The organism is Allobosea sp. OK403 (genome assembly GCF_900113835.1).
GTDB lineage: Bacteria > Pseudomonadota > Alphaproteobacteria > Rhizobiales > Beijerinckiaceae > Allobosea.
Genome location: NZ_FOQV01000011.1, coordinates 15,199 through 33,575, shown reverse-complemented (window position 1 = coordinate 33,575; position 18,377 = coordinate 15,199). Strand labels below are relative to the sequence as shown.

General features: G+C 66.2%; 17 protein-coding genes. 12 read left to right on the top strand and 5 right to left on the bottom strand.

Annotated elements, in window-relative coordinates; translation table 11 throughout:
* The first annotated feature begins 42 nt into the window (after positions 1-42).
* Together BMZ97_RS25505 and BMZ97_RS25500 are read left to right on the top strand one after the other, a co-directional pair.
* Entirely contained in the window at positions 43-702 is a 660-nt protein-coding gene (locus BMZ97_RS25505; RefSeq protein WP_092176538.1) for an NAD-dependent epimerase/dehydratase family protein, read from the top strand.
* A gap of 399 nt (positions 703-1,101) precedes the next feature.
* Positions 1,102-1,902, top strand: coding sequence for a creatininase family protein (locus BMZ97_RS25500; RefSeq protein WP_092176535.1), 801 nt, complete (start codon positions 1,102-1,104; stop codon positions 1,900-1,902).
* A gap of 103 nt (positions 1,903-2,005) precedes the next feature.
* Here BMZ97_RS25500 and soxR read toward each other — a convergent pair whose 3' ends face one another.
* The gene (gene soxR, locus BMZ97_RS25495; protein ID WP_092176533.1) at positions 2,006-2,464 is read right to left on the bottom strand and encodes a redox-sensitive transcriptional activator SoxR; all 459 of its coding nucleotides are present in this window, start codon (positions 2,462-2,464) and stop codon (positions 2,006-2,008) included.
* Positions 2,465-2,538: 74 nt separating this feature from the next.
* Between soxR and BMZ97_RS25490 the strand changes: the two genes are divergently transcribed.
* Positions 2,539-3,129: an NADPH-dependent FMN reductase gene (locus BMZ97_RS25490; RefSeq protein ID WP_092176530.1), complete on the top strand. Its 591-nt coding sequence runs from the start codon at positions 2,539-2,541 to the stop codon at positions 3,127-3,129.
* Between the two features lie 333 nt (positions 3,130-3,462).
* Positions 3,463-4,227, top strand: a complete 765-nt coding sequence (locus BMZ97_RS25485) for an MBL fold metallo-hydrolase (protein WP_092176528.1) — start codon at positions 3,463-3,465, stop codon at positions 4,225-4,227.
* Positions 4,228-4,348: 121 nt separating this feature from the next.
* On the opposite strand, the gene BMZ97_RS25480 is transcribed toward BMZ97_RS25485, so the two are convergent.
* The 3 genes from BMZ97_RS25480 to otnK form a co-directional block, all read right to left on the bottom strand.
* A complete protein-coding gene (locus tag BMZ97_RS25480; protein WP_092176525.1) occupies positions 4,349-5,896 on the bottom strand; it encodes a malonate--CoA ligase in 1,548 nt (515 codons plus the stop codon).
* Positions 5,897-5,935: 39 nt separating this feature from the next.
* A complete protein-coding gene (locus BMZ97_RS25475) occupies positions 5,936-7,267 on the bottom strand; it encodes a malonyl-CoA decarboxylase (protein ID WP_092176522.1) in 1,332 nt (443 codons plus the stop codon).
* A 97-nt stretch (positions 7,268-7,364) separates the two neighbouring features.
* On the bottom strand, positions 7,365-8,630 hold the full coding sequence (gene otnK / locus BMZ97_RS25470; protein WP_092176520.1) for a 3-oxo-tetronate kinase: 1,266 nt from the start codon (positions 8,628-8,630) through the stop codon (positions 7,365-7,367).
* A 361-nt stretch (positions 8,631-8,991) separates the two neighbouring features.
* Here otnK and BMZ97_RS25465 point away from each other — a divergent pair, with 361 nt between their 5' ends.
* The 5 genes from BMZ97_RS25465 to BMZ97_RS25445 all read left to right on the top strand — a co-directional run bounded on the left by BMZ97_RS25465 (position 8,992) and on the right by BMZ97_RS25445 (position 15,242).
* Entirely contained in the window at positions 8,992-10,497 is a 1,506-nt protein-coding gene (locus tag BMZ97_RS25465) for an ABC transporter substrate-binding protein (protein WP_092176518.1), read from the top strand.
* A 184-nt stretch (positions 10,498-10,681) separates the two neighbouring features.
* The gene (locus BMZ97_RS25460; protein ID WP_092176516.1) at positions 10,682-11,626 is read left to right on the top strand and encodes an ABC transporter permease; all 945 of its coding nucleotides are present in this window, start codon (positions 10,682-10,684) and stop codon (positions 11,624-11,626) included.
* Entirely contained in the window at positions 11,626-12,531 is a 906-nt protein-coding gene (locus tag BMZ97_RS25455; protein ID WP_092176513.1) for an ABC transporter permease, read from the top strand. The genes BMZ97_RS25460 and BMZ97_RS25455 overlap by 1 nt, the downstream gene beginning before the upstream one ends.
* A 163-nt stretch (positions 12,532-12,694) precedes the next feature.
* Positions 12,695-14,500 (top strand): gamma-glutamyltransferase family protein, encoded by a 1,806-nt coding sequence (locus BMZ97_RS25450; RefSeq protein WP_210188334.1) that lies wholly within the window; start codon positions 12,695-12,697, stop codon positions 14,498-14,500.
* A 13-nt stretch (positions 14,501-14,513) separates the two neighbouring features.
* On the top strand, positions 14,514-15,242 hold the full coding sequence (locus BMZ97_RS25445; RefSeq protein ID WP_092176508.1) for a DUF1028 domain-containing protein: 729 nt from the start codon (positions 14,514-14,516) through the stop codon (positions 15,240-15,242).
* A 185-nt stretch (positions 15,243-15,427) separates the two neighbouring features.
* On the opposite strand, the gene BMZ97_RS25440 is transcribed toward BMZ97_RS25445, so the two are convergent.
* A complete protein-coding gene (locus tag BMZ97_RS25440) occupies positions 15,428-16,360 on the bottom strand; it encodes a LysR family transcriptional regulator (protein ID WP_092176505.1) in 933 nt (310 codons plus the stop codon).
* A 242-nt stretch (positions 16,361-16,602) separates the two neighbouring features.
* On the opposite strand from BMZ97_RS25440, the gene BMZ97_RS25435 reads away from it, so the two are divergent.
* From BMZ97_RS25435 to BMZ97_RS25425, 3 genes are all read left to right on the top strand, one after another.
* On the top strand, positions 16,603-17,190 hold the full coding sequence (locus tag BMZ97_RS25435; protein WP_092176503.1) for a chromate transporter: 588 nt from the start codon (positions 16,603-16,605) through the stop codon (positions 17,188-17,190).
* Positions 17,187-17,717 carry a chromate transporter gene (locus BMZ97_RS25430; protein ID WP_092176500.1) on the top strand — a complete coding sequence of 177 codons (531 nt, stop codon included), beginning with the start codon at positions 17,187-17,189 and terminating at the stop codon, positions 17,715-17,717. The genes BMZ97_RS25435 and BMZ97_RS25430 overlap by 4 nt, the downstream gene beginning before the upstream one ends.
* 135 nt (positions 17,718-17,852) lie before the next feature.
* Positions 17,853-18,368, top strand: coding sequence for a DUF2345 domain-containing protein (locus tag BMZ97_RS25425; RefSeq protein WP_092176497.1), 516 nt, complete (start codon positions 17,853-17,855; stop codon positions 18,366-18,368).
* The last annotated feature ends 9 nt before the right edge of the window (positions 18,369-18,377 follow it).

The following is an 18,377-nucleotide window of genomic DNA, read 5'->3' as shown; positions in this document are numbered from 1 at the left end:
CGCGCACTCGGCCGGACCTGTGGCCGCGGAAGGTGATCATCGATGCGAATCCTGATCTTCGGCGCGACCGGCATGGTCGGGCAAGGCGTGATGCGCGAATGCCTGCTCGATCCCGGCGTGGGCGAGGTCGTCACCATCGGCCGCAGCGCGACCGGGCAGAGCCATGCCAGGCTGCGCGAGATCGTTCACGCCGATCTGACGGATTACGCCGCGATCGAACCGCAGCTCACGGGCTTCGACGCCTGCTTCTTCTGCCTCGGCATCGCATCAGCGGGGATGAGCGAGGCCGATTACCGCCGCATCACCTATGACATCACGCTCGCCGCGGCCCGGACGCTGGTGCGGCTCAATCCGACGATGGTGTTCGTCTATGTCTCGGGCGCCAGTACCGACAGCAGCGAAAAAGGCCGCTGGATGTGGGCGCGGGTAAAGGGCGCGACCGAAAACGCCATCATGCGCCTGCCTTTCAGGGCCTCCTACATGTTCCGCCCGGGCGCGATCCAGCCGCTGCACGGCATCCGCTCGAAGACCAGGCTGTATCGCGTGATCTACGACCTGACCGCGCCGCTGCTGCCCTTGCTGCAGCGCTGGTTGCCTGATTCCATCACCACGACCGAGCAGATCGGCAAGGCAATGCTCAAAGTGGCAAGGGACGGAGCGCCCAAGCCCATCCTCGAGAATGCCGACATCAACCGGCTTTGACGGTCCACCTGTTCGATCTCTTCGAGCCCTCAACCTGAGCGGCTGGACTGAGATGAAAGCCGCTGATTTCTCTGGCTCTGTCTTGATCATCTACGCGCCGTCATTCCGGACGCAGCAAAGCGGAAATCCGGAATCCATCGGACGGCCAATCCTTTGATGGGCTTGGCTCTACGATGGATTCCGGAGCGGCGCCGCTAACGCGGCTTGTCCGGAATGACGGTGCGGGTGATGGCGAGCGATGAGACGCCTTTGATATGCTGGATTTATTGCGGGTCAGCCTCTGAGGTGCCAGGCAGCGGCGTCTTTTGATCTTGCGTCGGCTTGCCCCGAAAACCGGTTCCCACTTTTCGGGCCGATGCCCTAGGATTGCGCCCTGACACTGGCTGCAAGGACGAAACCATGACCGCGCGCTTCTGGGGCGAGCTGAAGACCACCGAATTCGAGGGGCTGTCCGCCGACGACACCGTCGCAGTCCTGCCGCTAGCGGCGATAGAGCAGCATGGCCCGCATCTGCCTGTTTCGGTCGACACCACGATCATGAACGCGATGCTGACTGAGGCGATGCCGCTCGTTCCGGCCGGGCTCGACGTGCTGGTGCTGCCGACCATGGCGATCTGCAAATCGAACGAGCATCTGCATTCGCCGGGCACGCTGACCTTGTCCTGGGAGACCGCGACCAGCGCCTGGATCGAGATCGGCGAGAGCGTCAGGCGCGCCGGCTTGCGCAAGCTCGTCATCGTCACCTCGCATGGCGGCAATGTCGACCCGATGAAGGTGGTCGCGCGCGAATTGCGCGTGCGCCTCGGCATGCTCACCGTGACCACGGCCTGGCGCGCCTTCGGCCTGCCTCAGGGCCTTTTTGCCGATCTCGACGCCAATCACGGCATCCATGCCGGCGATATCGAGACCTCGCTGATGCTGCATTTCCGGCCAGACCTCGTCGATATGAGCAAGGCCAAGCGCTTCGAGCCCTTGACGATCGCGATGGCGACGGAGGGCTACACTTGGCTGCGGCCGACCGGGCTGCACGCCTTCGCCTGGATGGCGCAGGACGTTCACGCCTCGGGCGCGGCCGGCGACGCCAGCCTCGCCACGGCAGAGAAAGGCAAGGCGACGGCGGCGTTCCAGGCGAAGGGTTTTGCCGAGCTTCTGGCCGATGTTGCACGGTTTCCGTTGGCGAAGCTGCACAAGGCGGATTGAGGCGCGGCAGCCGACAACGTCATGCTCGGGCTCGACCCGAGCATCTCTTTCAGGAGATTCTCGGGTCGCGCCGCAATGCGGCGACCGAGAATGACGGGAATCCTCAATCCGGATCGAGCAGGCGTGGCCCCGCCCCCTGCTCGGCCAGCCTGTCCCAGGGATTGTGCAAGGGGCAACCCTTCACCGAGAGACAGCCGCAGCCTATGCAGTCGGTCAGGTGGTCGCGCAATCGCGTCAATCGGTCGATGCGCCGCTCCAGCTCCGTCTTCCACGACGCGGAGAGCTTCGCCCAGTCGGCGACAGTCGGCGTGCGCTCGGCCGGCAGCGCCTTGAAGGCCTCGCGGATCGTCTTCAATGGCATGCCGGTGCGCTGCGCCACCTTGATGATCGAAACCCGCCGCAAGACCTCGCGCGGATAGCGCCGCTGATTGCCGGCGCTGCGATGGCTGCGGATCAGACCCTTCGCCTCATAGAAATGGATCGCGGAGACGGCGAGCCCGGTGCGGCGCGCGACCTCGCCGACGCTCAATTCGTCCAGGGGAGATGCATGCCCGTTCGCCATTTGCGCTCTTGACCTCAACTATAGTTGAGGTCTTATACAGCTGGCTCCCGACACGCAAACCGGAGCACATCCCCATGCATCGCAGGCTCGAACCCAGGATCAAGCTGGCGCTGATCTATGGCAGCACCCGTGAAGGCCGCCTCTGCGACAAGGTCGCCGGCTGGGCCGCAGCGCAGATCGAAGGCGACGGCCCCTTCGATCTCGACATCATCGACCCGGCCGCGCTCGGCCTGCCGGAGCGGCATCCGCGCGGCGAGCACGATGCCGTGCGAGCGCTCAGGCAGCGCATCGGCCATGCCGACGGCTTCGTCATCGCGACGCCGGAATATAATCGCGGCTATACCGCCGCCCTGAAGTTCCTGATCGATCTGGTCGGCGAGGAGTGGCGCGGCAAACCGGTCGGCTTCGTCTCCTATGGCGGCGTCTCGGGTGGCCTGCGCGCCGTCGAGCAACTGCGCCTCGTCTTCGCCGAGCTCCACGCCATGACGATCCGCGACGGCGTCTGCTTCGCCAATGTCTGGAGCCGCTTCGACGCGTCGGGCAGGCTCCTGGATGCCGACCCGTCGGAGAAGGCGATGGCAATGATGCTGGCGCAATTGCACTGGTGGGCGACAGCCCTGCGCAACGCCCGAAACAGCGTGCCTTACGGGCAATTCGCGGCATAAAGCGTTTTCAAGCGAAGTGGGCACCGGGTCGCGTGAAGAAAACGCGTCTGAACAATGATCCAGAGCAAGACGATCCAGACCGTCATTGCGAGCGCAGCGAAGCAATCCAGGGGGGCGTAGAGCTCTGCCGCCCCTGGATTGCTTCGTCGCTTTGCTCCTCGCAATGACGGTGTGGTTCAGGCTGAAATCCTCTCCCCTCTGGAGCCGGTTTTGAACCTCCAAGGGCCTGCCGTCACTTCACGGATCTGTGGCCATAGCCGCACAAATTCGAACTGGTTGCCGGGAGGCGATGACGGGACAATGCCGCCATCACTACCGAAACCAGGAGCGACAATGCAGCTTCAGCTTCTCCGCAACGCCGCGCTCAAGCTCAACTATGCCGGCAGGACGATCCTCGTCGATCCCGATCTCGGGGCGCGCCACAGCCGGCGCTCCCTCGCCGGCCGCTCGAACAATCCCATGGTCGATCTGCCGCTGCCGATCGAGGACATCCTCGCCGGGGTCGACCTCGTCATCGTCTCGCATCTGCATGCCGACCATTTCGACGAGGTCGCCAAGGAGCGCCTGCCCAAGGACCTGCCGCTGATCTGCCGCGCCGGCGACGAGGAGACCATCGCCAAGGCCGGCTTCCGCGCGATCACGCCGCTGGACTGCTATCTCCGGCTCGGCCCGATCATCCTCAAATCGCATCCCGCCCAGCACGGCACCGGCGCGGTCGTCGAGACGATGGGCCCGGTGATGGGCTTCGGCCTGGAGGCGCCGGGCGAGCCCGCCTTCTATTGGTGCGGCGACAGCGTGCTCTACCCGCCCTTGCTCGACGCCGTGAAGGCGACCGACCCCGACATCATCGTGACGCATTCCTGCGGCGCGCTCTGGGACGGCACATTGATCGTGATGGATGCTGGGCAGACGCTCGACCTCTGCGAGGCCGCGCCGCGCGCCACCGTGATCGCGACCCATATGGAAGCGCTCGACCACGCCACGGTCAGCCGCGCCGCCCTGCGGCAGGCCGCAGAGGCGCGCGGCATCGGCAGCGAGCGCCTGCTGATCCCGCGGGATGGCGAGACGATCGAATTGCGGGCCAGCGTCGCGGCTTGAGGCTGCGTTGTCGTCTTGATGGGGAACCGCGCCGTCATTGCGAGCGTAGCGAAGCAATCCAGGAGACGTAGAGCGCTGCCGCCTCTGGATTGCTTCGCTACGCTCGCAATGACGGAGCGCCCTACTCCCCCGCCTTCATCTGCCTGGCGTAGATGTCCTTATAGGTCTCGCGTAGCAGATTCTTCTGGACCTTGCCCATGGTGTTGCGCGGCAGATCGTCGACGATGAAGACCTGCTTGGGCAATTTGAACTTGGCCAGGCGCTGCTCCAGCGTCTTGGCGATCGAGGCGGCGGTGATCGTCGCGCCGGGCTTCACCACCACGACGGCGGTGACGCCCTCGCCGAAATCGGGATGCGGGCAGCCGATGACGGCGCTTTCGACCACGCCCTGCATCTCGTCGATCTCGGTCTCGACCTCCTTGGGATAAACATTGTAGCCGCCGGTGATGATCAGGTCCTTGCCGCGCCCGACAATGTGGACATAGCCGGCCGGGTCGATCTTGCCGAGGTCGCCGGTGATGAAGAAGCCATCAGCGCGGAACTCGGCCGCCGTCTTCTCCGGGTTGCGCCAATAGCCCTTGAAGACATTGGGGCCCCTGACCTCGATCATGCCGATCTCGTCGGCGCCCAGCACCTTGGCCGTCTCGGGGTCGGTGACGCGGGCACTGACGCCCGGCAGCGGGAAGCCGACCGTGCCCGCCACCCGCTCGCCCTCATAGGGGTTTGAGGTGTTCATATTGGTCTCGGTCATGCCGTAGCGCTCGAGGATGGCATGGCCAGTGCGCTCGCGCCATTCGCGATGGGTCTCGGCGAGCAAGGGGGCCGAGCCGGAGACGAAGAGGCGCATATGCTGCGTCGCCGCCTTGGTCAGGCGCGCATCCTGCAGCAGCCGGACATAGAAGGTCGGCACGCCCATCATGCAGCTCGCCTGGGGCAGATATTTGAAGACCTGGTCGGGATCGAATTTAGGCAGCAGGATCATCGCGCTGCCCGAGAACAGCACGACATTGGTGGCGACGAAGAGCCCATGCGTGTGGAAGATCGGCAGCGCGTGCAGCAGCACGTCGCTCTTGGTGAAGCGCCAGTAGTCGACCAAAGCGAGCGCGTTCGAGGCCAGATTGTCATGGCTCAGCATCGCGCCCTTGGAGCGCCCGGTCGTGCCCGAGGTGTAGAGGATCGCAGCAAGATCATCGGGCCCGCGCGCGACATCGGCGAAATCGGTCGCCGCAGCCAGAGCCTTGTCGGAGAGCGTGCCGGCGGAGACATCGGCTGAGCGCCAGACGCCGAGCGTCTCCAGCTTCGCACCGGCCTTGTCGGCATAAGGCTTCAGCGCGGCGGCCTTGGCGGGATCGCAGACGAAGACCGCGGGCTCGGCATCGCCAAGGAAATACTCGATTTCGGCGGGGGTATAGGCGGTGTTCAGCGGCAGGAAGATCGCGCCCGCACGCACCGTGCCGAGATAGAGCATCAAGGCCTCGATGCTCTTCTCGACCTGCACCGCGACGCGGTCGCCGGGCTTCACGCCGAGTGCGACCAGCGCATTGGCGAAGCGGGCGGAGACCGCGACCATGTCGGCATAGCTGTAGCTGCGGCCGTCATCGAGCGTCGCGAAAGGCGCAGCCTGCGCGGGGATACGCGACCTGACGAGGTCGAACAGGTGATTGCCCATGATTTCGGGTCCTTTCAGGCGTTTCCGGTCAGTCGGAATTCAGTTTGCGGCCGGCCGCAGCAGCTTGCGCGCGCTCGAGGAGGCGACGACCGTGTTGCGGGTGGCAAAGGCTTCGTGATTGGTCTCGATATCGCCGAGGTCATAGCGATAATTCACCATCACGCCATGGGCTTCGCGCAGGCCCCGCGCCGAGAGGTTGCCGCCGACATTGATGCGCTCCAGCCTGGCGCCATTGCCGAGATGGAAGCGCGCCACGGGATCGATGACGCGTCCCGAGGCCGTGCGGGCCCGCAGCAGATATTGCGCCGCCATCTGGCCGAGCAGCTTGTCGCGCCTTGCCTTGGCCGGATCGTCGAGCAGGCCCGTCTCGCTGGCCGGGCGCGCCAGCTCCGAGCGCTCCTCATTGCTCAGATGGAAATCGCCGGGATCGGCGATGATGCCGTCGAGCCAGCGCGCGAAACCCGGCACCGGCGAGAGCGTGACGAAGGTGTCGAGCCCCGGCAATTCGCGCTTCAGGTCCTCGGCCACCTGCTTGATCAGGAAATTACCGAAGGAGATGCCACGCAGGCCCTCCTGGCAGTTCGAGATCGAATAGAACACGGCCGTCGTCGCCGCCTGGGCGGACAGCACCTCGCGCTCGCCGCTCAGGAGCTCGCCGATGCTGTGCGGGATCGCGCCGGTCAGGGCGACCTCGACGAAGATCAACGGCTCGTCGACGAGTTGCGGGTGGAAGAAGGCGAAGCAGCGCCGGTCGGCCGGCTCCAGCCTGCGGCGCAGATCGTCCCAGCCCTGGATCTCGTGCACCGCCTCGTAGCGGATGATCTTTTCCAGGACATTGGCGGGCGTGCGCCAGTCGATCCGGCGCAGGACCAGGAAGCCGCGATTGAACCAGGAGCCGAAGAGATGGCGGAAATCGCTATCAACGGCCTTGAGCTCGGGCTCGGCCTCCATCGCCTCGAACAGCGCCTCGCGCATCCGCACCAGAACATGCGTGCCGTCGGGCGCGAGGTTGAGCCGGCGCAGCAATTCCTGCCGGCGCGGTTCGGAGGCGAAATGCAAGGCAGCGATCGCAGCCGTGCTGGGCTCCTTGCGATAGGCCTCGATCGCCTTGCCCAATCGCTCCTGATCCGGCCCGAAACGCTCCTGAAGCATGATGAAGAAGGCCTGCCGGCCCTGCCGATCGAGCCCTTCCCAGGCGTTCAGGACGGCTTGCGCCAGCGCCATGCCCGAGGCTTCGCCGCGCCCCGACAGCAGATCCTCGCAGAGCCGGTCGATCGGCCGGTTGCGCCCGGCAAAGCGTTCGAAGCCAATCAGCGCCCGGCCGCGATCCGCCACGCTGGTCAGAAGGTCTCCGAGAAACGCCATGTCCATGCGGACCTCCAGTTGAACGCCAGGCAATCCTATACGAGTTTCGTGACGCGGGAACCGCGCGCCAGCAAAGCGCCCCCCCGAAACCGGACCGAAACCCTCAATCCAGCAAGGCCCAGGCCTTGAGGAAGAAGTCGGACGTGCCGAAATTGCCGGATTTCAGCGCGATCACGAGATCGGGACCGGCGACGACGCGCGTCCAGGGCACACCCGGATCGATCTCGGGGCCGATCTCCAGCGTCCTGATGCCGAGCCCCTGGACGACGGCCCCGGAGGTCTCGCCACCGGCGACGAGCAGCTTGGAGACGCCGCCATCGGCGAGGAGTCGCGCGGTCTCGGCGAAGGCGTGCTCGACCGTCTCGCCCGCCTTGTCGCGGCCGAGCTTGTCCTGGATCGCGGCGACCTCGGCCGGATCATCGCTGGAATAGAGCAGGAAGGGCTTGTCCTGCGGCTGCGCCAGCGCCCAGGCGGCAAGTAGCGCCGCCGTCTGCGTTCCGGCCGCCAGCGCCAGCGGGTCGACCTTCAAGGCGGGGTAGCCCGCCGCGACCGCCGCCTTGATCTGCCCGCGCGTCGCCGTCGAGCAGCTGCCGGAGATGATGCCGGCGCGCCCCTTCGGCGCGCTCAGGCTCACAGGCGCGGCGCGCTGCCGCAGCAGCCCGGCCGCGCGGAAATTCTGCGGCAGGCCCATCGCGATGCCGGAGCCGCCGGTCAGCAGGACATGACCGGCAACGGCCTCGCCCAATACCATCAGATCATCATTGGTCAGCGCATCCGTGACGACATAGCGCGCGCCGTCTCCTGCCAGCGCGGCGAAACGCGCCTTCACGGCCTCGGCGCCCGCCAGCACCGTGGCACAGCCGACATGGCCGACAGGCGCCTTGGTTTGCGCGGCCATCAAGCGCATCAGGTTCGAATCGCGCATCGGCGTCAGCGGATGGTCCTTCATCGAGCTTTCATGCAGCGGCACTGCACCGACGAAGAGATAACCCTGGTAGATCGAGCGGCCATTGGCGGGAAAGGCCGGGCAGATGATCGCCATCTCCGCGCCGAGCCGCCGCATCAGCGCATCCGCGACCGGGCCGATATTGCCCTGCGCCGTCGAATCGAAGGTCGAGCAGTATTTGAACAGGATCTGCTTCGCGCCGGCCGCCAGCAGCGCCTCGCAGGCGGCAAGTGAATCCGCCACCGCCTCAGCGACCGGGTTGGTGCGCGATTTCAGCGCCACGACGACCGCATCGGCATCGGGAAGCGATGCGCCGGCGCTCGGCGCGCCGATGACCTGGACGGTGCGCATGCCGGCGCGGTTCAGCATCAGCGCGACATCGGTCGCACCTGTCATGTCGTCGGCGATCACACCCAGCAGCATCGGCTTCGTTCCATTCCCTGATCACAACATGGTGCGCTTCGCGCCATCCTTGCCGTGTTGTTACCAGAGATCGCGGCTCGAACGACAGATGCGAACGCATGGCGTGTCCTCGACATGGCAGGCTCCTTGGCCATCAACTTGCATGCAAGGGCGCGCGGCAAAAGCATGCGGGATTGCGGCACAGGCGACAGGATAGCCATCGACGCCGCGGCGAAATTGCGCCAGCCTAGTACCGAGTGGAACGAAATCAGGCGCCCCTGCCGTTCACACAGGCGCGAAGCAACGGGTCATCAGAACCCGGCTCGCGACGGAACGGAAGAGCGGCGCCCTGAAACCGAGCGAGACGAGAGGGGACCACCGCATGAAGCTCCTGACCACCCTGGCCTCGGCCGGCCTGCTGGCGCTGGCGGCGCTCCCTGTCGCGGCGCAGGCGCCTTCGACCCTGCGCATCGGGCTGCAGGAAGACCCCGACATGCTCGACCCGCACAAGGCGCGCACCTTCGTCGGCCGCATCGTCTTCAAGGGGCTCTGCGACAAGCTGCTCGACATCACGCCCGAGCTGAAGCTGGTGCCGAGACTCGCAACCGCATGGAGCTTCTCGGCGGACGGGCTGACGCTGACGATGAAGCTCAGGACCGACGCGAAATTCCATGACGGCGACGTCTTCAACGCGGAGGCCGCCAAGGCCAATCTTGAACGCGCCCGGACCCTGCCCGACTCGCTGCGCAAATCCGAGCTCGCCTCGATCGACAGCATCGAGACGCCCGACGCCTCGACCATCGTGCTGAAGCTGAAGCGCCCTGATGCGACGCTGCTGGCGCAGCTCACAGACCGCGCCGGCATGATGCTGGCGCCCAAGAGCCTGGGCGGCGACGTCGCGGCCAAGCCGGTCTGCTCCGGCCCCTATAAATTCGTCGAACGCGTCCAGAACGACCGCATCGTGCTGGAGAAGTTCAAGGAGCATTGGGAGGCGGCGAATTATCACTTCGACCGCATCATCTATCGCTCGATCCCCGACACCACGGTGCGGCTGGCAAATCTGCGCGCCGGCGAATTGGACATCCTGGAGCGGCTCGCGCCGACCGATGTGAAATCGGCGCAAGCCGACAAAACGCTGAAGGTCGCAAGCACCGCCAATCTCGGCTATCAGGGCATCACCATCAACACCGGCAATGGCGAGGCCGCCAACCAGCCGATGGGCAAGGACAAGCGCGTGCGCCAGGCGCTCTCGCTCTCGATCGACCGCAAGGTGCTGAGCCAGGTCGTGTTCGAGGGGCTCTACGAGCCGATGGTCCAGCCCTTCAACCCGGGCAACCCCTATGTCAGCGCCGAATTCCCGGTGCCGGCCCGCGACGTCGCCAAGGCCAAGGCGCTGCTCAAGGAGGCCGGGCTGTCGAAGGTCTCGGTCGAGCTCTTCGTCACCAACAACCCGGTCGACGCCCAACTCGGCCAGGTCGTCCAGGCGATGGCGCAGGAGGCCGGCATCGACGTGCAGATCCGCTCGACGGAATTCGCCAGCCAATTGCGCGACCAGCAGCAGGGCAAGTTCCAGATGAGCCGCATCGGCTGGTCAGGCCGCATCGACCCGGACGGCAACATCCACCAGTTCGTGACCACGAAGGGCAACCAGAACGACGGGAAGTATTCGAACGCCGAGGTCGACAGGCTGCTCGACGAGGCCCGCACGGTCTACGACGTCTTCGAGCGCAAGAAGCGCTATGACGCTGCCCAGAAGATACTCGAGGACGAATTGCCGATCATCTATCTCTACAACCAGACGGTCTTCTTCGCGATGCGCGCGAACCTCCAGGGCTTCGTGATCAATCCCGACGGGATGATCCGCCTGTCGGGGCTGAAGCGGCAGTGAGTGGGGTGAAGTCGCTGTGTGTGACCTCACCGTCATCCCGGGCGACCGAAGGTCGTCCCGGGATCCATCGTAAGGCTCTGTGCCCTCCGATGGATCCCGGCGCTCCGCGGAGCCTGTCCTTGGGCTGGCCAAAGGCCGGACCCGAGGGCTCCGGCCAGGATGACAGTGCGCCTTTGGGGTCGTCATGCTCGCGCTGATCGGCCGCCGCGTCCTGATCGCGCTGCCGACGCTGTTCCTGGTCTCGCTCTTCGTGTTCGCGCTGCAGCGGGCGCTGCCGGGCGATCCGTTCCTCGTCATCGCCGGCGAGGAGCGCGACCCGGAGGTGATCGCGCGCCTGCGCCATCTCTACCGGCTCGACGATCCCGTCGTGGTGCAGTTCTTCGCCTGGCTCGGCCAGGTCGTGCAGGGCGATTTCGGCCGCTCGCTGCGCACCGGCGAGCCGGTGCTCGGGCTGATCTGGCAGAAGCTCGGCGTCACCGTGCAGCTCGCCGTCGCTTCGATGATCGTTGCGATCGGCATCGGCCTGCCGGCGGGCATCATCGCGGCGCGGCGCAAGGACACGCTGGCCGATTATGCGGCGAGCGCGGTCGCGCTGTTTGGCCTGTCCATCCCGCATTTCTGGCTCGGGATCATGCTGATCCTGGTGGTCTCGGTCGAACTGAAATGGCTGCCGGCCTCGGGCTTCGAATCGATCTTCGTCGATCCGAAAGCCTCGATCGAGCGCCTGATCATGCCGGCCTTCGTGCTCGGCGGCGGGCTCGCCGCCTTCATCATGCGCCATACCCGCTCGGCGATGCTGGAGGTGCTGCGCTCCGACTATGTCCGCACCGCCCGTGCCAAGGGGCTCGACGAGGACACGGTGGTGAACCGGCATGCGCTGCGCAATGCGCTGGTGCCGATCATCACGCTCTCGACGCTGCTCTTCGGCGAATTGCTGGCCGGCGCGGTTTTGACCGAACAGGTCTTCACCATCCCAGGCTTCGGCAAGCTGATCATCGACGCCGTGTTCAACCGCGACTATGGCGTGGTCCAGGGCGTCGTGCTCTGCACCGCGATCGGCTTCATCCTGATGAACCTCCTGGCCGATGTGCTCTACGTCCTCGTCAACCCGCGCCTGAGGAGCGGCTGATGGCGGATGTGATCCTCGAAACGGCTAAGCCCGAAACGTCTTCGCCCGCCAGCGCCACCGAGCCTGCTCCGCGCCCGCGCCGCAGCGCGCTCGCCAAGCTCCTGCGCAATCGCTCGGCGCTGATCGGCGGCACGATCGTGCTCGTCTTCGTGCTGATGGCGCTACTCGCCCCGCTGCTGCCGCTCGCCGACCCGCTGAAATCGAACTTCCTCGCCATCCGCAAGCCGCCCTCCGAGATCCACTGGTTCGGCACGGACGAGCTCGGCCGCGACCAGGTCTCGCGCCTGTTCTACGGGGCGCAGACCTCGCTGCTCGCCGGCATCGTCTCCGTCCTGATCGCGCTTGCCATCGGCATCCCCTTCGGCCTGCTCTCGGGCTGGTATGGCGGCTGGATCGACATCGCGATCTCGCGCGTGACCGAGGCGATGCTCGCCTGCCCCTTCCTGATCCTGGCGATCGCCTTTGCCGCAATCCTTGGCCCCTCGCTGACCAATGCGATGATCGCGATCGGCCTCTCGGCCGTGCCGATCTTCATCCGGCTGGTGCGCGGACAGGTGATGAGCGTGAAGGCGGAGGATTTCGTCGAAGGGGCGCGGGCCGTCGGCGCGCGCGACCTGCGCATCATGTTCGTGCATGTGCTGCCCAACACGATGTCGCCCATCGTGGTGCAGTCGACATTGTTCATGGCGCAGGCGATCATCCTGGAAGCCTCGCTCTCCTTCCTCGGCCTCGGCCAGCAGCCGCCCTCGCCTTCCTGGGGCCAGATGCTGAACGTCGCCAAGAACTTCATGGAGCAGGCGCCCTGGATGTCGGTCGCGCCCGGCATCGCCATCTTCCTGGCCGTGCTCGGCTTCAACCTGCTCGGCGACGGCCTGCGCGACGCGCTCGATCCAAAGGAGGGGTGATTTGCGTTCGATCCTCCTCCCGTCATTCCGGACGCAGCGAAGCGGAGATCCGGAATCCATCGTGGAGTTCGGTGGCCTCCGATGGATTCCGGATCTGCGCCGCGAGCGGCTTGTCCGGAATGACGCCGCATTTTGTTTCTGGCCTTCATTGCCCTGAGGAAGACTGACCATGTTCACCACCCGCCCCGAAATCCTCGGCACCTTCGGTGTCGTCACCTCGACGCACTGGCTCGCCACCGCCTCGGGCATGGCGATGCTGGAAAAGGGCGGCAACGCCTTCGACGCATGCGCGGCGGCAGCTTTCGTGCTGCAAGTGGTGGAGCCACACCTCGTCGGCCCCGCCGGAGACATGCCGGCGGTGTTCTACTCGGCCGAAAAGAAGAAGGTCGAGGTTCTCTGCGCGCAGGGGCCTGCTCCCGAGGCGGCGACGATCGAGGCCTTCAAGGCGCTCGGGCTCGACCTGATCCCGGGCTCCGGCCTGCTCGCCACGGTGGTGCCTGGCGCCTTCGGCGGCTGGATGACGCTGCTGCGCGACCATGGTCGCCTGACGTTGCGCGAGGTGCTCGAACCCGCGATCGGCTATTTCGAGAGCGGCCACCCGATGCTGCCGCGCGTCTCGGCTTCGATCGCTGAACTGACCGAGCTCTTCACCGGGGAATGGCCGACATCGGGCGCGGTCTATCTGCCCGGCGGCAATGTGCCCAAGGCCAAGGAGCTCTTCCGCAACCAGGCCGCCGCCGACACCTACAAGCGCCTCCTCTCCGAAGCCGAGGCCGCCGGCTCCGACCGGCAGGAGCAGATCCAGGCAGCCTTCGACGCCTGGTACAAGGGCTTCGTCGCCGAGGCGATGGACAAATTCTGCCGCACGACGGAGGCGATGGATTCGTCTGGGCGCCGCCACAAGGGCCTGCTCACCGCCGACGACATGGCGCGCTGGCAGCCGAGCTACGAGACGCCGGCGAGCGTGACCTATCATGGCTGGGAGGTCTTCAAGATCGGCCCCTGGGGCCAGGGTCCGGTCTTCCTGCAGACGCTGAAGATCCTGGAGGGTATCGACATCGCCGGGATGGGGCCGACGAGCCCGGAATTCGTCCACCATGTCGCGGAGGCGATGAAGCTCGGCTTCGCCGACCGCGAGGCCTATTACGGCGACCCGGATTTCGTGAAGGTGCCGCTCGCGACGCTGCTCTCCGAGGATTATGCGAGCGGCCGGCGCAAGCTGATCGGCGAGCAGGCCTCGCATGAACTGCGGCCCGGCACGATCCCCGGATATGAGGAGCAGGTCGGGCGCATGCTCGCCGGCGTCCGCATTGCCGGCCAGTCGGGCAAGGGCGGTGCCAGCGTCGGCGAGCCGACCATGGCCTCGATGGTCGCGGCCGGGCGGCGCGGCGACACCGTCCATATCGACGTCATCGACAAATGGGGCAACATGATCGCGGCGACGCCTTCGGGCGGCTGGCTGCAATCCTCGCCGGTGATCCCTTCGCTCGGCTTCCCGCTGAATTCGCGGGCGCAGGCGTTCTGGCTCGAGGACGGGCTGCCGGCCTCGCTCGCCCCGTTCAAGCGGCCGCGCACGACGCTGACGCCGACGCTCGCCTTCGAGAATGGCGAGCCGCGCCTCGTCTTCGGCACGCCGGGCGGCGACCAGCAGGAGCAGTGGCAGCTCGGCATGTTCCTGCGCCGGGTGCATCACGGCCTCAACCTGCAGGAGGCGATCGACCTGCCGCTGTTCCACACCCAGCACTTCCCCTCCTCGTTCTATCCGCGCGAGGCACGGCCGGGGCATCTGATGGTCGAGGAGAGCATCGGCGAGGCGGCGCTCGCCGATCTCATTCGGCGTGGCCACGCCTTGGAGCGCGCCCCGGCCTGGACGGTCGGGCGCCTGACCGCCGCCGAGAAGAGCCGCAACGGCCTCTTGCGCGCGGCGGCCACCCCGCGTCTGATGCAAGCCTACGCTGCCGGACGCTGAAGGGGTTGCACGCATGACATGGTCCATCGTCGCCCGTGACGCCGCCACCGGCGCCTATGGCGTCGCCGTCTCGACCTGCGCCTTCGCCGTCGGCTCGCGCGTGCCCTATGGCGGCGGGCGCATCGGGGCGATCGCGACCCAGGCCTTCGTCAACCCGCTCTACGGGGTCGACGGCCTCAGGCTGCTGCAGGAGGGCCGCTCCGCCGTCGAGATCATCGCGACGCTGACGGCCGCCGATGACGGCCGCGCGCATCGCCAGCTCCATCTGATCGATCGCGAGGGCAAGATCGCCGCCCATACCGGCTCGGCCTGCATCGACTGGTGCGGAGCCGTGCATGGGCCGCAGATCTCCGTCGCCGGCAACATGCTGGCCGGACCGGAAGTGATCGAGGAGACGCTGAAGGCCTATATCGCCGCGTCGGCGCTCGATTTCGACGAGCGCCTGCTGGTCGCGCTCGAGGCCGGCGAGAAGGCCGGCGGCGACAAGCGCGGGCGGCAATCCTGTGCCATACGCATCTGGGCCGGCGAGCCGATGCCGAGCTTCGACATCCGCGTCGACGACCATGCCGATCCGCTCGTCGAGTTGCGCCGGCTCTGGCGCATCGCGCATCAGCGCTATGTGCCCTTCCAGCAGGCCTCGCCCTCGCGCGCAAGGCCAGCCGGCGTCACCGACCGCGTCGAGCTCGACCGGCTCTGCACCGATTATGCGGCGGCCTGGAACGCTCGGCACCCGGAAGGGTGAGACCGCTCTGGATCAGGTTGCGATCAGACAGGAACACCAGGCCTGTCATCCCGGGCGTAGCGAAGCGGAGACCCGGGATCCATTCCTGAGCCTTGCCGATCAGTGCTCCGGAATGGATCCCGGATCGGCGCCGCTAACGCGGCTTGTCCGGGATGACCAAGCCGTTTCAACCTCGATGCGAAACGCTATGACGCATCGCCGCTGCGCCTGACGCAGTCGATGAAGCGTTCCAGCGCGCCGGACGGCTTTTCCTCGCGATAGGCCAGATGCAGCGGCGCCGTCAGCCGGGGCAGGTCATCGAGGCGGGCATAGGCGATGCCGTTCGTCTCGAGACGGGCCATCGATGCGGGAATGACGGAGACTCCCAGGCCGGCGGCGACGAGGCTCAGCGTCGACACCATTTGCGGGGCTTCCTGACCGATCCGGGGGCTAAACCCGGCGGCTCGGCAGGCGGCGATGATGCTGTCATAGAGGCCCGGCCCCGAGGGACGCCGATAGAGGATGAAGGTCTCCTCAGCCAGTTCGGCCAGAGCGATGCGCCCCTCCAGCATTCCTTGACCCGAACGCTTGGCGAGGCGTTCCGCGATCGCGTGCTGGTCGGGCAGCGCAACCAGCATCTCCTCGGCCAGCAGCGGCTCGACGACAAGCCCGACCGGCCGCTCGACCGGCGAGCGGACGAAGGCCGCATCGAGCCGCTCGGAGCGCAGCTCCCCGATCAGATCGCTGGTATTGCCCTCACGGAGCGCCAAGGTGACGCCCGGCGCGGTCTGCCGCAGCAAGCGGACCACGGACGCCACCAGCGGATGAAACGCGGCCGAGCTGGTGAAGCCGATGACCAGCCCACCCTGCTCGCCGCGCGCCGTGCGCCGTGCGGCATCGAGCGCCAGATCGACATCGGAGAGGACGAGCCTCGCCTTCTCCAGCAGCGTGCGCCCGGCATCGGTGAGTTCGACGCCGCGCGGCAGGCGACGGAACAATTGCGCGCCGACTTCCCTCTCCAGCGCGCGGATCTGCTGGCTGAGTGGGGGCTGCTGGATTCCCAGGCGCGCGGCGGCTCGCGTCACATGGCCTTCCTCGGCGACCGCCACGAAATAGCGGAAATGGCGCAGCTCGATCATAATCATATTCTATAAGTATGGATCATGCACATTTCATATATTAGACGCACGGTTTTCGAAAGCATATGGATGCCCTGGCCGTCCCGTTCCGCCTACGAGCAGGATGCGAAAAAGTGGGAACCGGTTTTTCGCATTGATCCTGCTCTCACTCTTAGTTGAGAGACGGATTCAGATGTCAGATGGGATCACTGCGTGAGCCCATCTGACATCATCCGGCTCTCGTGGACGGCCTGGAACAGATGATGAGCACGCCAGCCAGCCTCGCAGATCCCGAAATCGCCCGTACGGAACCGACCGTCGCCCAGCTCTTCAGCGGCTTTCTCTACCTCGGGCTGATCGGCTTCGGCGGGGTCCTGCCGATGGCCAGGACCATGGTCGTCGATCAGCGCCGCTGGATGAGCGGCAAGGAGTTCACCGAGCTGCTCGGCCTCTGCCAGTTCCTGCCGGGCGGGAACATCATCAACATCTCGGTGGCGATCGGCCTGAAATTTCGCGGCCCGGTCGGAGCGCTCGCCGCGCTGCTGGGCCTGATCGCGGCGCCGACAGTGATCGTGATCGGGCTCGGCATCCTCTACGACCACTACCAGGACGATCCGCATATCCGCCATCTCTTTGCCGGGCTGGCGGCGGCCGCTGCCGGCTTGCTCGTCTCCATGGCCGTGAAGATCGCCCTACCCTTGCGCCGCAAGCCCGTCGCCATCGCGATCGCCCTGCTCTGCTTCCTCGCCATCGCGATCCTGCGCTTGCCGCTGCTTGCGACGATGCTGGTGCTGGCGCCGATCAGCGTGCTCGCCAGCTGGAAGCTCGACAAGGGAGAGAACACCCGATGAGCTCGGTCCTGATCGCGCTGGCGCTGATCTTCACGCAGCTTTCGCTGCTCGCCTTCGGCGGCGGCAACACCATCCTGCCGGAGATGCAGAGGCAGGTTGTCGAGATCCATCACTGGATGACGGCGCAGCAATTCGGGGCGATGTTCGCCCTCGCCCAGGCCGCGCCCGGACCCAATATGATGATCGTGCCGCTGGTCGGCTGGCATGTCGCGAGCTGGCCCGGCGTCCTCGTCACCACGCTGGCGAAGTTCGGCCCTTCATCGCTGCTGGCGGGCATCGCGATGGGGCTTTGGGAGCGCTTCAAGGACCGGCCCTGGCGCCGCATCGTGCAGGCCGGGCTGGTGCCGATGACAGTCGGCCTCGTCACGGCGAGCGCGGCCGTGATCACCCAGGCCTCGGCCCATGAATGGATCCTGGCCGCGATCGTCGCGGCCTGCGCCAGCGCCGCATTGACGACGCGCCTGCATCCGCTGCTGCTGCTCGCCTTCGGCGCCCTGGTCGGGCTCAGCGGCATCGGACAGATCTGACCGGCCCTGCTCTAACTCCTTGGTGAGAGCCGGATGATTGACAAGCGGCCGCCACTCTGGCGCGATTGAGCCTGCGGTCTCGGCCGGCACACCCAACGCGCCACGCCGGGCATCGCATGGGGAAGGAACAGAGCAATGGCACCTGGCGAAAGCGACATGCTCGCCCGCAGGATCGCGAGCCTCGAAGCCCAGCTGCAGGCACTGCGGCAGGTCATCGACGTCAGCCCCTCCGGCCTGAAGATCCGGACAGACGGCTCACTCAGCATCACGGCGGGAGGCGCGGTGCAGGTCACCTCCGGCGGTGCGACCGCGATCAGCGCCGGCGCCTCTCTTTCGCTCAAGACCTCGGCTGCCCTCGATGTCAGGGCAGCCACGGCGATCACCATCGCAGGGTCTCACACCATCTCGCTGGCGAGCTACACACTGAGCGCGTCGCTGATGAAGGATGTCGATGTCAGCGTCGGAAAGAAGCTCTCCATCACCGCCGGCGAGCGAGTGGCGCTGGAGGCCGGCGACGCCGAGATCGACATGAAGAAGGATGGCTCGATCAGGATCCAAGGTCGGGACATCGACATCAAGGGCAGCGGCAAGATCGACGTCAAAGCCAGCGGCGATGTCGTGATCAAAGGTGCGAAGGTCCTGCAGAACTGAGGTTCAACA